Origin of the sequence: Klebsiella michiganensis, assembly GCA_000963575.1 — a bacterium.
In the GTDB taxonomy this organism is placed as follows: Bacteria; Pseudomonadota; Gammaproteobacteria; order Enterobacterales; family Enterobacteriaceae; genus Cedecea; species Cedecea michiganensis_A.
On the sequence record CP011077.1, the window covers coordinates 2,283,268 to 2,297,564 of the forward strand.

A 14,297-nucleotide genomic window follows, 5' to 3' on the forward strand; every position below is an offset into this window, starting at 1 on the left:
TTATCGCGTAATATGCCCGTGCAGTTTGTCGTTGCTGGTTCGTCTGCCTGAGATATTTATGAGTACATCTGATCCTCAAAAAAAAGCCAGAACGCACGGCTCTCGCTTTATTAATCGCATGTATATCATGCGCATGTTGGGCACGCTGTTATGTTTTTTGCCCATTTTTTCGGTGCTACATGAGCAGCACTCCTCTGTGCCGGTGGTGGCGCTGCTGGTCGTGAACGCTTTTGTCTGGCCGCACGTTGCGCTGCTGAAAGCGCGCTTTGCCTCATCTCCCGTCAACAGTGAAAAACAGAACCTTGTGATCGACGCGGCGGCGGGAGGCTTCTGGATTGCCATGATATCGCTCAGCGCGCTGCCGTCGGTGGTGATTGTCACTATTCTGGTTTCCGATCGGCTGGCCGCCGGAGGAAAACCGCTGATGAAACGGGCGATGCTGGCTATGGGGCTTGCATTTGGGCTGACCTGGATAAGCCACGGGATGCCGTTTAGCCCGGCTGTTTCTGCCCGGACAATGTACGCCACGCTGCCATTGATTGCGGTGTACACCATCACGCTCAGTATGCTGACGGCGTCTATCGCGCTGAAACTGCGGGCAAAGAGCCGCGAGCTGGAAAACATTGCCATGATGGATCCTCTGCTGGGGATCGCCAACCGGCGCCTGCTGGAGCGTAAAATCAGCAATGAGCTGGCGCGATTGCACATTGCCTGTGGCAGCTCGGCGCTGATGTTTATCGACATCGACAATTTCAAAGAGGTGAACGACCGTTTCGGGCATAAAGTCGGGGACGCTATTCTGATGGCGGTATCCGACGTGCTGCGGGTGGTGACGCGCCCCAGCGACACGCCGGCTCGCCTTGGCGGGGACGAGTTTGTGGTCCTGATGCCAAACACCTCGCTGGAAGAAGCTGAAGGGATTGCCCAGCGGATCCTGCTGGAGTCTATTAATGTTCGGGTCCTGCCTGAAAAGAATGCTTTCTGCACCCTGAGTATCGGCATTGCCTGCGCAACAAAACAGATGCCGGATGCTGCCGAGTGGCTAAAAGCGGCGGATGATGCGCTTTATAACGCTAAACGCGCCGGCAAAAACCGCATTTATGCCGCCTGATTAATGATCATCTAAACTCTAAGCAGACCATGTTATTAGTCTGCGCCGGGGGATGAGATGCTCGATACCACAATGACCGACGAGCTGACGGGCCTGCTGAACCGTCAGGGCCTTATGTTTCTGGGGCAGTATGCCATGAGTAGCGCTAACCGCCGTGCGGAGCCGCTTTCGATGGTGTTTATCCACCTTAATGAGGTGGGGCAGATTAACGACAGTTTCGGCCATCAGCAGGGTAATCGAGCGCTGGTCGCTTTCTCAGAACTTATGCGCTCCTCTTTCCGTGAAACGGATCTGGTCGCCAGGCAGGGCGGAGATGAATTTGTCCTGCTTTTTAACGCGACGAATGATGAAGGGGCATTTATCGCCATGCAGCACCTGCAAGGCAAAGTTACCGACTTTAACCAGCGAGCAGAAAACCCCTGGATGCTGTCTTTCCGCTGGGGAAGCGTGGAGTTCGATCCTCACCGGCATCTCTGCCTTGAGGATGTCATCACCGAAGCCGGGCGGGCCATGTATCAGGCGAAATCTTCAGGGGCGGAGCGGCCAGGAAAAGGGTATGAGAAGCTATAAACCTGCGCAATCATAATTCCTTATGATGAGGCTCTGCTAACCCTCTGGCTTAACATGTGCCACCCGCATGCTTTTTCATTCGCTGCGCCGCGGGGCATTCTCTCTTCCTGTAAAGAAAGAGGTTACCGCGGGCAGCTTATCCATATCTTTCCTGAATAGCTGATTCCGGTGCTACGCATTAAGCTGGTCTATTCTTATGCCCGGTAATATTCCGACATGTACTTAACTAATATTCAGGAGTCGCTGTGCCCGAGTATCGTATTCGTTCCCTGAAGGCCTGTGAATTTGCGGCCGCCACCGCAGCATTAACTGATGTGCTGATTGACTGTGTAGCAGGCGGGGCTTCGGTCAGCTTTTTGCATCCGTTAGCCCCGGAAAAAGCGGCGGCATTCTGGGGCGAGGTTGGGCAAAGCGTGGCGCGGGGCGAACGCACGGTGATTGTGGCGGAAGATGGCCAGGGGCACATTGTCGGCACCGTGCAACTGATTACCAGCCAGCCGGAAAACCAGCCGCACCGGGCCGATGTGGCCAAGCTGTTGGTGCATCGTCAGGCGAGGCGCAAAGGTATTGCCCAGCGCCTGATGGCCTACCTCGAAGCCGTCGCCACCACGCAGGGAAAGTCGGTGCTGGTACTTGATACCGCCACCGGTAGCGATGCGGAGATATTTTACCAGGGCATGGGCTGGCAGCGCGTAGGGGATTTGCCGCATTATGCGCTGATGCCGGACGGCAGCCCATGTTCCACGACGTTCTACTACCGCAATTTATAAGACAGTGAGTGACGGTGTCACTTTTTTTGCCGCGTTTATGCTGAGTTTGACGTGATATAGTGCCTGCAATATGGCAGTGACAGGCATTTAGTATGGAAAACTCAGCCCTCTGGTTCCGGCAGTTTGGTGAACCAGAACAGGTCTTAACCCTCGAACAAGCGCCGCTCGCGCCGGTTATCCCCGGCACGCTACGGGTGCGCATGCGCTATGCCCCTCTCAATCCCTCAGATCTGATTCCGATTACCGGGGCTTACCGCCATAGGGTTGTCCCCCCGCGTATAGCCGGGTATGAAGGCGTTGGCGTCGTCGAGCAGGCGGATTCCCCTGCGTGGATTGGCCGGCGGGTGTTGCCTCTGCGGGGGGAAGGCACCTGGCAAAGATGGATTGACTGCCCGAGTCAATGGGCGGTGCCCGTGCCGGACAGCGTTCCGGATGAGCTTGCGGCACGCGGCTATATCAACCCCCTGGCCGCCTGGCTGATGCTTAAAAAATGGCCCGTGGCGGGGAAAAGCGTCCTGGTCACGGCGGCGGGGTCAACCTGTGCCGGGTTACTGGCGCAGTGGGCCAAACAGCAGGGGGCAAAGGAAGTTTATGGCGTTTACCGCTCGGCACAGCATCTTCCGGCGTTGCTTCAGTCGGGTATTATCCCGCTGAGTGGCGATGACCGGGGTGGCATCGCCGAAGCCGCCGGAAAAGTTGATGTAGTGTATGACGCCGTGGGCGGCGAATTAGCCACACTGATGCTCGATCACCTCAATCATTATGCGGCGTTGATTTCCTACGGTTTACTGAGCGGGAAAGCCTTTTCTCCACGAGGGAAGAACGTTACCGCCCAGCGATTTCATTTGCGCGATACGCTGGCGGTCACCCCGGTTGAAGAGTGGCAGGGCTGGTTTATCTCCCTGTGGGAGCGGCTGCTACAAACGCAGCAGCCCGCTGTGGCGGTGTATGCGCTGGAGGATTGGCGGCAGGCGCTGGCGCTGTTCCGTGAACCTGGCCGCCAGCGCAAACCGCTGCTGAGGCTATAAGCGTTATTTATCACCCAGAATGGTATTCAGGGTTTCGGCATCCGGCATACCCTGGTGCTGCTGCAGGCGGCCTTCGGCGTTCAGGTAGTAAATCGACGGCGTGGCGTTGCCGCCGAGGTCGTCCATCAGCGTCAGGTTATCTTTTAGGGCTTCCCCGATAACCGGATCTATTTTTTCCGGTTTTTGCAGCGCCAGCTTACCTTTGCTGTTCTCATAGTCGGCCAGCGTTTTGGCCGGATCTTTCGACATCAGAATTGCCGCCGCTTTTTGCCCGCTGTCCGGGCGCAGCATCCCGACGAGAAGGACGCGGAGCTGGACTTTACCGGACTTCAGCCAGGGCTGAGCCTGTTCCCAAAACTGGGTGCAATACGGGCAGTACGGGTCGGCAAACACGTAGACAATGCGGGAGGCTTTTTCACTCCCGGCGGCTATCCAGCGGTGTTTCTCAAGATTTTGCCACATGGCTTTGGCCATCGGCGCATAGACAAATTTCTCAACTTCCGCGTCGCTCAGGTTTTTACCTTCGGGGTCGACCATGTTACCCATAATGGCGTGCTGTTTGTCCGGCGTCAGGTAAACGGTTGTGCCTTGTCCCTGATACTGCATGGCGTAACCCTGCAGGTCGCCCGGGGCTTTAAATTCCCCTTTCAGTTCGAAGCCCTGTTTTTCCAGGGCCTCTATTGGGGCGGGCAGTTTTGCGTCAGCGGCAAAGGCTGAGGCATTAAAAAGCAGGGCCAGCGAAACGGACAGGGCAGAGATTTTTTTCATCGAGCGGTCCTTAATTAAATGTTATTTTCTTCAAAGGGTAACATTCCTTTTTGCGCTAAGTCATCAGGCACATATCCAGGATAATTCGAGTGGCGGGGCAAAAAGACTTTCAGGCCTTTTTGAACAGTATTTCCGCTGCCCCCGCAGGAGCGTAGCTAACTATGTGGCTGGGGGGAGCGGGAGCAGTCCACGCACCCGCAGCTTGAAATATGCCGGGTAATACTTTCCTTTAAGTAACGGATCATTTCGGAGGTCAGGCAATGACGGTCAGACGAGCAACGCTGAATGAAGCTCAGGCGCTATGGACGATAAGAAACGAGGCCATTCGTTTTGGCTGCCGGGAGACTTATCCGGAAGATGTGCTGGCCACATGGACGCCTGATGAGATGCCAGAGGGTTACCGAAACGAAATCGTGAAAAATCCCTTCTTTGTGGCGGAGAATGAAAACGGCGAGCCGGTAGCCACGGGTTTTTTGGATCTCAAAAACGGGTCTGTTGAGGCCGTTTTTACCCTGCCGGCATACACCGGCCGGGGAATGGCAAAACAGATTCTCCAGGCTATCAAGCAGGAAGCCAGGTCCAGAGGGATGAGCAGATTGACGCTTTCCTCGACGCCAAACGCCCGAGGCTTTTATCTGACGCAGGGGTTTCGCGTCGTGAAAGAGGGGCTTTATCCCATATCGCGCAGCGGTACATTGCTGCGCTGCTACGAGATGGTTTGCGAGCTGGATTCTGAAATGTGAAAGGTGCCAACATGAACGACCGCATCGATTACCAGATTGAAAAGTACAGTTTCACCGAAGTAGAAGAGTCCCCGCGCCTCACCCGGCAGTGGGAGGAAGTCCGGGAGGAGTTTCAGAGAGAGCCGCAGGATGCGGAGCAGCGCCTGAGGCTGGCGTTGCTGAACGTGGACTATGTGACAAGCTTTGAACTGCCTTTTCGTCTGCTGCTCCTGCGGGCGCCTCAGTTGATCGACAAACTACGCGCCGAGCTTCAGCTTAGCCAGAAGAGCGTGGTGATCAATGACAATAAGCGGGGGGAGGTCTACAGCATAAAAGACGATCTCAGCGCCGTGCCGGACGCCTTCCGCTATCGTTTTTCAAATCGCATACGCAGAATTGATCCGGGTGGTACGCCCGCGACGGCCTACCAGCAGATCGCGTTGCAGGTCAGAAGCCCCAGAGATCGGCTGAAAATCGCCCTTGAGGCCGGGCTTCAGGTCAATGCCCTCGACGGCTTGTTTTGGTTTGGGCTGCAGCGTATTGCGGCCGATATCTCCGTCCTGAGGCAGGCCGGGATGGCGATAATCACGGCAGAACGCATGGTCTTCGACAGCCTGACGGGTACGCTCCGCTCAATTCCTGCCTACAGTTTGTAGCCTGAAATCGCACGGTGAGGAAAATGGCGCGAAAGAAATACCTTTAAGGTTGAGTGAATATCAGACCAGGAAAAAATGATGAACTTCAGCCATATGCGTATTGCCCGGCCGGTGAGCAACCTTAAAAACAGTCGCGACATGTACTGCGCGGGACTCGGTCTTCAGCAAATAGCGGAATTTAACGATCACGACGGTTTCAGCGGCGTGATGCTGGGCCGTCCGTCGCTGGGCTGGCACCTGGAATTTACTGTCTGCCAGCATCACCCGATTGCACCGCGGCCAACGAAAGATGATTTACTTGTTCTTTATGTCCCCGACCGTGTCGAATGGGAAGCCGCCTGCGACAGAATGCTGGAAGCCGGTTTTACCCGGCGGGATGCATTCAACCCCTACTGGGATGTAAAGGGCGCAACCTTTATCGACTCCGACGATTATCGGGTTGTTTTGCAAAATAGCGACTGGTCGCTATAGCCTGCGTTATCAACGCTTCAGGCCTTTTGCGTACTCGACAAGCTGATCGACAACGATATTCCAGCCGGTGAAGAAGCCCATTTCTTCATGGGCCTGCCGGGCTTCTGGCGTACGGTGGCGGGCGATTGCCGTGTAGCGCGTTTTCCCGTTGCCTGCATCCTCAAGCAGCAAAATTGCCGTCATAAACGGGTTTACTGCCGGCTTCCAGCCCTCGCTATAGGCGTCGGTAAAAACCAGCTTTTGCCCGGCCACGATATCAAGCCAGACGCCGGTGTTGTGCATCTCCTGCCCGTCAACGTTAAACACGGTATTGAAACGCCCGCCAACCCGAAGATCTATCTCACAGGCGGAGACGCGATGAGGGCGCGGCACAAAAAACTGTTTTATATGCTGCGGCTGGGTCCAGCATTCCCAGACCAGCCGCCCTGGAACGTCGATCACGCGCTCCAGTTTTAAGTCAGTGTCAGCATCCAGGTTCATGGTGATTCCTCGGGGGATATTTACTTCTATAGCCTGGCTGAAGTTTCTTTTTGTGGCTAAATATTTTGCTGTCCTGGTTGCCTGGTTCGCAGGCCACTTAAGCTGATGGCCAGTAACGTTGCGCCAGCGGCAACCCAAAGACTCAGGCGTATCGCCTGCGGCTCCTGCCATATTGCGTTGCCGTAAAGCGCCAGAATAATACCCACGATTGCCGCGCCCAGGCACTGCCCGAAGGTTCGCATAATGGCCAGTATGCCAGAGGCGTAGCCGCTGTTTTCCCGCGAGGCATTGGCCATCATCTCCCGGTTGTTAGGACTCTGGAAAATGCCGAAGCCAATGCCGCACACCAGGCTACGTAAACCGATGTCCCATGCCTGGGCGTGGGCAGGCAGCAGGGCTAAAAGCACCAGGCCTACCGTAAACACCCCCAAGCCGGTGGTGGCGATAAGCGCCGGTGAATGCTTGTCGGCAAGCCGACCGGCACGCGGCGCGGCGAGCATGATACCAACGGGCCAGGGCGTAAAGAGCAGGGCTGAGGCAAAAGCGCTGTAGCCATAAACGTTCTGGAATAAAAACGGCAGGGCGACAAACGTTATCCCTTGCCCGATGAATGAAGCCAGCGAAGTCATGGCCGCCAGCGAAAATCGTGCAGAGGCGAACAGCGTCAGCGGAAGCAGGGGCTGGGCCGCACGGCGCTCACGCCAGATAAAGGCCACCCCGGCAAATAATGAGATAACGCTGTAGATCAACGCCGACATCATGCCTCCGCTCCTGGTAAAGCTGTCGGCGGCCATTATCAGCGAGCCCAACAGCAAAGCGGAAAGAAGCGATCCGGCATAATCGAAGGGCTTAGGATTGGCGGCTGTGTCACCAGCTGGCACCCGGAGGCTCAGTCCAAGCGCCGCAATGCCCAACGGTATATTCACCGCAAAAAGCCATTCCCAACCCAGCGTGGAGAGCAGCGTCCCGCCAAGCAAAGGCGCAATTGCCGTACTGGTGGCGATGAGAAAGGCATTCAGCCCCAGGATCCTGCCGAGCAGGCGGTTTGGGAATACCGACCGAAGGATTGCCGGGGAGATGCTAAGCACCGCCGCGCCACCTACTCCCTGCAATAACCGCATAATCACTAACATATCAAGGGAAGAGGACAGCGCGCAGCCCGCGGATGCCAGGGTAAACAGGCTCAGCCCGAAAACAAATACTTGCCTGAAGCCCAGTCGGGTAGCCAGCGCGGCGAAAATCGCCAGCGTCATAGCCGTGGCAAGCAGGTAGCCATTAGCCACCCAAATGGCATCGCTCCCGGACACGCCGAGCGCTTTGGCGATAGTGGGTAGCGCGATGTTCACCATCGAACCATCGAATACGGCCATCGTTACGGTCGTCATCACGGCAAGCATTGCCATCAGGCGCTGGCGACCGGGTAAACCTTCATCGCCTGGCTGGGTTGAAAATAATTCCATCACGGTTCCTTGCCGCAGCGCGGCACGCAGTATCAGGTTGTCAGTGCAGCAAATATAGTGATACTTAAAGACAGGCGGAAGACGCATGATGTGCAGTTAATAGTTGCATCAGACGCTATATCTCTTTACAGGATGCCCTTATGAATGAACCCGACCTGAATCTGCTGCTTGCGCTGGATACCTTTCTTTCTGAAGGAAGCGTGGCCGGGGCCGCACGACGCCTGGGGCTCAGTTCGTCGGCGATGAGCCGGACGTTGAGTCGCCTGCGGGCTGCAACCGGCGATCCTCTGCTGGTTAGAGCGGGAAGAAATATGGTGCTGACGCCCTATGCCGAAGCGATTCGTGACCGGGCGAGAAACGCAGCGCTCGAGGCGCGAGCCTTACTGAGCCCCTCCCCGGCAGAGCTGTCTCTTTCCACGCTGACATGCGCATTTATTATCAGAGCCAATGACGGTTTTATTGAGGCATTTGCTCCGTCACTGATCGCCGCTGCCACAGCACAGGCGCCGGGGGTCCAGCTGTGCTTTACCTCAAAACCTGAGAAAGGCCCCCGGCATCTGCGAGAAGGCCTGGTTGACCTTGAAATCGGCGTGATGGGTGAAATGGGGCCGGAAATACGGCTTCAGGCGCTGTTTCGCGATCGCTTTGTCGGCGTGGTTCGGGCCGGACATCCTCTGGCTGGGGTCTCGGAAGTTACCGTAGAACAGTATCTTGCCTATGGACATGTGGTTGCTTCCCGCCGTATCCGCTCAACGCTCGGGCCCGTAGATGACGCGCTGGATAAAAGGGGGCTGGTGCGAAAAATTGCCGCTGTGGTACCGGGGTTTCCGGCGTCGTTAAAGGTGGCTCAGGCGTCCGACCTGATTGCACTGGTGCCATCTTCTTTTCTTCTTAATCAATCGGTTAGTGAGGTTGACGGAGATAACGCCAGGCTGGCAATGTTTGAGCTGCCGGTGAGTACGAAACCGATCACCGTTTCTCAAATGTGGCATCCACGCTCAGAGGCCGACCTCGCGCACAGTTGGCTACGCAAGCTGGTACTAAGCGTATGCCGTACCCTGGTGCCTTAGTTGACAGGTGTGACCAGGAGTATTCTGTGCTCCAGGTAATCTCCGTCTTATCGATATGCTATACTCGAGCACAACTAACAAGTGGTTTTTTTTAAGGGAATATACCGTCTTGTCGCAGCTAAAATACATCAATACTCTTATAATTATCGCTATTTTGACGACGTCGATTTTTGCCGGTTTCGTGCTGCGGGAGTACAGAAGTCTGGAAAGTTATATGGGATATGTTGCAGAAAATGGTAAATCTGCACTTTTCCATGAAGAGTATATTAACCAAAGCATCGCTTTCCGTTTATCTCGTGCGTTTTCATCGGCACCTGCGGGGCTTAGTTCGGTGGGGAATAAAGAGGTCGAGGTATGTAAATATGCCGAGTCGCTCAATGGTATTTATGGCTTAAATCTTGTTGGCCATAAATTATCCGCGTTAAGCGGGACTTTGCAAACACGAAACCCTGCATGTACCAGCTGGGCTGGTGATGTAGCCTCGCTGATGATTGTGCAGGACAGGGCTGTGGGCAACGTTTCCAGATACAGTTTCTCTAACTACAGTGGCTATGTGTTCAATAATATTCGCTATTACATCGATCTGAAAAATAACTACATCTTTATTAATAAAATTGTTGATACTAATCATTATACTTTCAATAACTGGTTGGTACGCGAAAATGGGCGAATAGATATCGATCGAAGCGCCAGAACTATTAATATTGATGACGCCGCGCTGGCCGACCTGCGGTTGGGTGAAAATATTGTCTCCCACATTTATAGAGATGGCTACACGCGGAAAAACATCATCAGCATGATTACGCCGGTATTTCAGCGAGAGGATATAAAAGGACTATTTATTACCGATATCAATATTGATGATTTGGCCACCTCATTTTATACGGCAGAAAGACCGCTGCTGTGGCATTTTTTATCATTGTACGTCACAGATAATGCGACTGGCGATAAGATTACTTTCCATCGTCCGGCGCTAAATTCGTTCACGCCGATTAGCTATGAAGAGAAAATCACCGGCTACTATACGCTGCATATTAAACTGGATGCTATTTACTTCCTGATCGCTATTCTCTGGTTAATGGCTCTCTATGTGGGGGGAACCTGGCTCCTTTGTCGCTACGCCAGGAAACAACTCGACCGGCATCGGTCGCTGTCTCACGATAATATGACCGACGCGATGACCGGGCTGTATAACCGGAAAGTGCTGACATCTTCTCTGGAACAGAAGGTTCAGGGGTTATTACGCAGCAACATTGCGGTGACGGTTATCTCTATTGATAGCGATGGGTTGAAGAGGATCAACGATACGCTTGGCCACGCCATGGGAGACCGGGCTATTCAGTATCTGGGGAGAGCGCTGGCGCAATCTATCCGTAAGAGCGACTACGGCATCCGCCTCGGCGGCGATGAATTTAGCCTGATCCTGATTGATTACAACCTGAGCAAATCTAACGAAGTGATCGCGCGCATTCAGGATTACCTGCTGACAATTGACGCCCAGAAAATGGTCGCTTTTTCCTACGGGAGTTACCAAATGATCGCGGGGGATACCTTAGAAACTGCGCTACTGAAAGCAGATGAACGGCTGTATCAGCATAAGCGTAATAAGTATGGGGCAAAAGGCTCCAGCCGATAATCTTTGAGTGAGGCTGGCCGCCCGGATATGATACGTTCACTCTGGCACCGTCCGGCATCAAAATGAAATGTATCAGTTGCGGCACCGTCTGCATTGATGGCCACATTTCAGTAAATCACGAGGTTGAGAATGGATTTCACTGTGGGATTTGGCCGCATGGCGGCCGTGTTGCCGGTAAAAGATATGCAGCAGGCAATCGCTTTTTACGTAGACGGGTTAGGATTTAGCCAGACCTTTCAAAACGGCGACCCGGTCGGGTTTGTTATCGTCAAACAGGGGGGCAGTGAGCTCCATTTGACGTTACAGCCGCGGCATGAAGCTGCGAATTTTCCGGTGGTGCATCTTCTGGTTGATGACGCCAGCGCGCTGTTGGCACTTTGCCAGCAGGCAGGCGCCAGGATCATTAAGGGGCTTCAGGATAAAGATTATGGCCTGCGGGCATTTGTGTTTGCCGACCCTGACGGGAACCGGATAGACGTAGGGCAAAGATTAGTAAACTAAAATCAGGCGGATAGTCTGAAGCACTACCAACAAAAAGCCGCTGGTGGATTCCGTCAGCGGCTTTTTTAATGGATGCGAAATTTTGCTATCAGGATGACTTGAAGGATGAAAACACTACCATTCATTAATGATCATCACCGTATCTGCTGAAAGTTTAATTTTAGTCACTTTAGGCGGCAGAGGCTTCGGCAAAATAGTCATTCTCACGTCAAAGGTCCCGCTGACCGAAGCCATGGACATTTTGAAGGGAATGAAAAGGCAGATCGCCAGGAAAAGTTGTTTCATATTAATATGATTTGTTTACTTTTATTTGAAATCAATGGATTGGTCAAAATTATATCATATATGATGCCGCCGAGGGAACGCCTGCTGGCTTATCGACGCAGCAAAGGGTGTGTGAGGCAGGGAAGTTAAAACGATATAAATACGACAATGTAATGATATTTAAGACAAGGGGAAGATTTTATGAAGTTTACATCGCTACTTGCCAGACTGTTACTGGTTTCGTCAGTTGTCTGGTCCGGCGCGTCGTTTGCGGCCACTGAGCAGGAGATGGATGCGAATCTGGATCGGTTATTCAATTCTCATCAGAACTATCATGCTTTTTTCGATAATTTCAAAACACAGGTTGTCGCGCAGAATAAAACAGAGGTGGCAAAACTGGTTTCATACCCGATAAAGGTCACGCTGGTGGGTAAAAAAGTACAAATCAAAACGCCTCAGCAACTGGTTAAGCACTATGACGCGATTTTTACACCGGAGTTGGTGGCGGTGGTAAAAGCTCAGGCATATCAGGATCTTTTTGCTAATTATCAGGGGCTGGCAATCGGCAAAGGGCAGGTTTGGTTCTCCGGTATTTGCCAGGATAATCAATGCAAGAAATCAACCGTGCTGGTAACTGGAATCAACCAATAAAGCGGGACTGGCCGTCATGCTACGGCCAGTTTTCTGGCGCTATAAAGCGGCCAGATAACGCCAATAATTATCCTCAATTTCTTTCAGCAATTCGCTGTCTTCACTTTGGTGCAGCAGTACAGACCGCGCGGTGCTCATGTCTATACTTTTACACTGCGGGTAATAAGCTGCCCGCAGCGCCGGCTTGATGGCGTTAAAATATGCCGTCGTAGGCACCTCAAAGGCGGCGGCAATATGCAGAGCCGACGAATCACAGGTATAGACTTTCCTGGCGTGGCGAATAATGGCGATAAAGTCGCGGGTTGTACGGGAATGAGAAGACAGATCGATGAACTGCGGGTGATCTATTTGTCCAAATCCTGCAACGGGCAGGCCATGCTGCCGATAGATATGCGCGACAAATTCAACGAGCACGGCCGGCGGGATGTCGCGAAGCGGCGTGCTGGCGCGATGATTGAACAGTACGTAACGGCCTTCCAGAAGGGGAGCTTGCTCCGGCATGCCGTCCCGAAGCCAGCGATTTGTTTTTATATCTTCGGGTACAGACTCGGGGGCAATGCCAAGGTGGCGTAAGAAGAAATCGTGCATTTCCAGGGTGGCGAAATCCTCCCGGAAGAGCTGGTTCCCGGCGTCAATCAGCGCATCATATCCCTGAAATGAAGCCAGTTCCTGAGGCATAAAATGCAGTTCATCGATCACGTTACCCGCGAGCCGATAAATTTCTTCCACATAGCCCAGGCAGGTGTGAGGGCGCAGCACCGTCAGGTGAAGCTTGGGGTTGATGACTTTAATGGCCTGCAACGCCGCAATGCCGATCAGCGAATCTCCCAGCGTGACGCCCATGCCGTTAATAATACAGAGCCGCTGGATCTCGCTAAAGTCGAGAGAAAAGGGCTGTAAGGCGTAGTTGTAAATCCCCGGCTGATTCAGCGCCTTAAGCCGCAGGTCGTTTCTCTGCGCCGGCGACAATGACTCAAGATCGTAAGAGGCGACAAGCGTTTTCTCGTCCTGAAGCAAGCTGCCAACAAAAGTCTGTAGCGTTGAGTTCATGGTTTTCCTGAAGCACCGTGGGAGATGGCGGGTCTGACTACCCGGCGACGATAACATTGACGTTTTTGGGGAAAGCCAGCTGCTTTAGCTTGTTGTCGGGATCGGTGGTAATGAGCCAGGTAATCTCTTTCCAGTCGGCAACAACCGCAGTGGCGCGGTTATTCACCTTGTGGCCATCCGCCAAAACAACGGCCTTGTTACTGTGTTTAATCATCTGCCGGGCAATGGCGGCTTCGTCCAGGTTTTGATCCATGACGCCCGCATCCGGACTTACCGCCCCCGCGCCGATAAAAGCGTAGTCAGCATAAAAAGCGCTTATGGATTGCAGGGCAATGGCTCCGACGCATTCCATTCTGGAAGCGCCGAACTGGCCCCCGATTAAAATAAGTTCGATGGAGCTGTTGTCATGAAACAGGTTGGCGATGACCGGTGAGTTGGTTATCACCGTAAGGTCATTGATTTCGCTAAGCTTGCGGGCGAGCTCCATGGTCGTGGTGCCAAAATCAATAAACAGCGAGTCGCCGGGTTTGACGAGTTCTGCCGCCCGGGCCGCGATAGATTTTTTCTCATCTTCTGCAAGCTTTGCTCGCGCATTAAATTCAAGCTCAAAGCCGAATTGTGCGCTGACGGCGCCGCCGTGAACTTTTTTTATAAACCTCAGTTCTTCGAGTTTATTAAAGTCACGCCGGATGGTTTCCTGAGAAACATTAAAGTATTCAGCAAGATCGTTAACAAAAACCTGGCCCGTTTCCCTCAGTTTTTCAAGGATAACGTTCCTTCTTTCAGAGCCGTTAGAGTGGTCCATATTACGTTCCGGTTGCCATAGCATTGAACGCTATAGTACGCATTCGTCAAAACCCGGACAAGGGATATCCACATCACGATTTATACCGTTCGAAAGAGCCACTCAGTCGAAAACTTTAATACATCCACATGAAATAACTAGTTAAATTACGTTTCTCTGTTAATCCTCTTCGAGCTGTTCTTACGGCCAGATTTCCTAAAACAACACCAAACCCACACAGACATAACAACAAAGTATGAGATGCATCACGTTTACACGCTATGATGTGTTATTGGTGTTGCTTT

At 53.2% G+C, this 14,297-nt stretch carries 15 protein-coding genes and 1 pseudogene; 11 read left to right on the forward strand and 5 right to left on the reverse strand.

Annotated elements, in window-relative coordinates; genetic code table 11:
- The first annotated feature begins 118 nt into the window (after positions 1-118).
- The 4 genes and pseudogenes from VW41_10775 (at position 119) to VW41_10790 (ending at position 3,479) form a co-directional block, all read left to right on the forward strand.
- Positions 119-1,111: a diguanylate cyclase gene (locus VW41_10775; protein AJZ91934.1), complete on the forward strand. Its 993-nt coding sequence runs from the start codon at positions 119-121 to the stop codon at positions 1,109-1,111.
- A gap of 51 nt (positions 1,112-1,162) precedes the next feature.
- Positions 1,163-1,681: pseudogene (locus VW41_10780) on the forward strand (diguanylate cyclase).
- Between the two features lie 245 nt (positions 1,682-1,926).
- Complete coding sequence (locus VW41_10785) at positions 1,927-2,451, forward strand: GCN5 family acetyltransferase (protein ID AJZ89483.1); 525 nt, start codon at positions 1,927-1,929, stop codon at positions 2,449-2,451.
- A 92-nt stretch (positions 2,452-2,543) separates the two neighbouring features.
- Positions 2,544-3,479, forward strand: coding sequence for an alcohol dehydrogenase (locus tag VW41_10790; protein AJZ89484.1), 936 nt, complete (start codon positions 2,544-2,546; stop codon positions 3,477-3,479).
- Between the two features lie 3 nt (positions 3,480-3,482).
- Here the strand turns inward: VW41_10790 and dsbG are convergent, their stop codons facing one another.
- Positions 3,483-4,247: a disulfide isomerase gene (gene dsbG / locus VW41_10795; protein ID AJZ89485.1), complete on the reverse strand. Its 765-nt coding sequence runs from the start codon at positions 4,245-4,247 to the stop codon at positions 3,483-3,485.
- Positions 4,248-4,507: 260 nt separating this feature from the next.
- Here dsbG and VW41_10800 point away from each other — a divergent pair, with 260 nt between their 5' ends.
- From VW41_10800 to VW41_10810, 3 genes are all read left to right on the forward strand, one after another.
- Entirely contained in the window at positions 4,508-4,990 is a 483-nt protein-coding gene (locus tag VW41_10800) for a GCN5 family acetyltransferase (protein ID AJZ89486.1), read from the forward strand.
- 11 nt (positions 4,991-5,001) lie between these two features.
- Positions 5,002-5,625, forward strand: coding sequence for a DNA-binding protein (locus VW41_10805; protein AJZ91935.1), 624 nt, complete (start codon positions 5,002-5,004; stop codon positions 5,623-5,625).
- Positions 5,626-5,703: 78 nt separating this feature from the next.
- Entirely contained in the window at positions 5,704-6,096 is a 393-nt protein-coding gene (locus tag VW41_10810) for a prolyl endopeptidase (GenBank protein AJZ89487.1), read from the forward strand.
- A gap of 9 nt (positions 6,097-6,105) precedes the next feature.
- Here the strand turns inward: VW41_10810 and VW41_10815 are convergent, their stop codons facing one another.
- Both VW41_10815 and VW41_10820 read right to left on the reverse strand, forming a co-directional pair.
- Complete coding sequence (locus VW41_10815; protein ID AJZ89488.1) at positions 6,106-6,576, reverse strand: polyketide cyclase; 471 nt, start codon at positions 6,574-6,576, stop codon at positions 6,106-6,108.
- A 56-nt stretch (positions 6,577-6,632) separates the two neighbouring features.
- On the reverse strand, positions 6,633-8,036 hold the full coding sequence (locus VW41_10820) for a transporter (protein ID AJZ89489.1): 1,404 nt from the start codon (positions 8,034-8,036) through the stop codon (positions 6,633-6,635).
- A gap of 140 nt (positions 8,037-8,176) precedes the next feature.
- On the opposite strand from VW41_10820, the gene VW41_10825 reads away from it, so the two are divergent.
- The 4 genes from VW41_10825 (at position 8,177) to VW41_10840 (ending at position 12,158) form a co-directional block, all read left to right on the forward strand.
- Entirely contained in the window at positions 8,177-9,106 is a 930-nt protein-coding gene (locus tag VW41_10825; protein AJZ89490.1) for a LysR family transcriptional regulator, read from the forward strand.
- A gap of 55 nt (positions 9,107-9,161) precedes the next feature.
- The gene (locus VW41_10830) at positions 9,162-10,742 is read left to right on the forward strand and encodes a diguanylate cyclase (protein ID AJZ89491.1); all 1,581 of its coding nucleotides are present in this window, start codon (positions 9,162-9,164) and stop codon (positions 10,740-10,742) included.
- A 129-nt stretch (positions 10,743-10,871) separates the two neighbouring features.
- On the forward strand, positions 10,872-11,243 hold the full coding sequence (locus VW41_10835) for a glyoxalase (protein ID AJZ89492.1): 372 nt from the start codon (positions 10,872-10,874) through the stop codon (positions 11,241-11,243).
- A gap of 465 nt (positions 11,244-11,708) precedes the next feature.
- Positions 11,709-12,158, forward strand: coding sequence for a hypothetical protein (locus VW41_10840; protein ID AJZ89493.1), 450 nt, complete (start codon positions 11,709-11,711; stop codon positions 12,156-12,158).
- Between the two features lie 39 nt (positions 12,159-12,197).
- Here VW41_10840 and VW41_10845 read toward each other — a convergent pair whose 3' ends face one another.
- Together VW41_10845 and VW41_10850 are read right to left on the reverse strand one after the other, a co-directional pair.
- On the reverse strand, positions 12,198-13,208 hold the full coding sequence (locus VW41_10845; protein AJZ89494.1) for a membrane protein: 1,011 nt from the start codon (positions 13,206-13,208) through the stop codon (positions 12,198-12,200).
- Between the two features lie 37 nt (positions 13,209-13,245).
- Positions 13,246-14,013: a DeoR faimly transcriptional regulator gene (locus VW41_10850; GenBank protein AJZ89495.1), complete on the reverse strand. Its 768-nt coding sequence runs from the start codon at positions 14,011-14,013 to the stop codon at positions 13,246-13,248.
- Positions 14,014-14,297: the final 284 nt, after the last annotated feature.

Bases quoted from the DNA above. Each gene is read 5' to 3' on its own strand.
- VW41_10775 (AJZ91934.1), top strand. From the start codon at position 119: ATGTATATCATGCGCATGTTGGGCACGCTGTTATGTTTTTTGCCCATT.
- VW41_10790 (AJZ89484.1), top strand. From the start codon at position 2,544: ATGGAAAACTCAGCCCTCTGGTTCCGGCAGTTTGGTGAACCAGAACAG.
- dsbG (AJZ89485.1), bottom strand. From the start codon at position 4,247: ATGAAAAAAATCTCTGCCCTGTCCGTTTCGCTGGCCCTGCTTTTTAAT.
- VW41_10800 (AJZ89486.1), top strand. From the start codon at position 4,508: ATGACGGTCAGACGAGCAACGCTGAATGAAGCTCAGGCGCTATGGACG.
- VW41_10805 (AJZ91935.1), top strand. From the start codon at position 5,002: ATGAACGACCGCATCGATTACCAGATTGAAAAGTACAGTTTCACCGAA.
- VW41_10810 (AJZ89487.1), top strand. From the start codon at position 5,704: ATGAACTTCAGCCATATGCGTATTGCCCGGCCGGTGAGCAACCTTAAA.
- VW41_10815 (AJZ89488.1), bottom strand. From the start codon at position 6,576: ATGAACCTGGATGCTGACACTGACTTAAAACTGGAGCGCGTGATCGAC.
- VW41_10820 (AJZ89489.1), bottom strand. From the start codon at position 8,036: ATGGAATTATTTTCAACCCAGCCAGGCGATGAAGGTTTACCCGGTCGC.
- VW41_10825 (AJZ89490.1), top strand. From the start codon at position 8,177: ATGAATGAACCCGACCTGAATCTGCTGCTTGCGCTGGATACCTTTCTT.
- VW41_10830 (AJZ89491.1), top strand. From the start codon at position 9,162: ATGCTATACTCGAGCACAACTAACAAGTGGTTTTTTTTAAGGGAATAT.
- VW41_10835 (AJZ89492.1), top strand. From the start codon at position 10,872: ATGGATTTCACTGTGGGATTTGGCCGCATGGCGGCCGTGTTGCCGGTA.
- VW41_10840 (AJZ89493.1), top strand. From the start codon at position 11,709: ATGAAGTTTACATCGCTACTTGCCAGACTGTTACTGGTTTCGTCAGTT.
- VW41_10845 (AJZ89494.1), bottom strand. From the start codon at position 13,208: ATGAACTCAACGCTACAGACTTTTGTTGGCAGCTTGCTTCAGGACGAG.
- VW41_10850 (AJZ89495.1), bottom strand. From the start codon at position 14,013: ATGGACCACTCTAACGGCTCTGAAAGAAGGAACGTTATCCTTGAAAAA.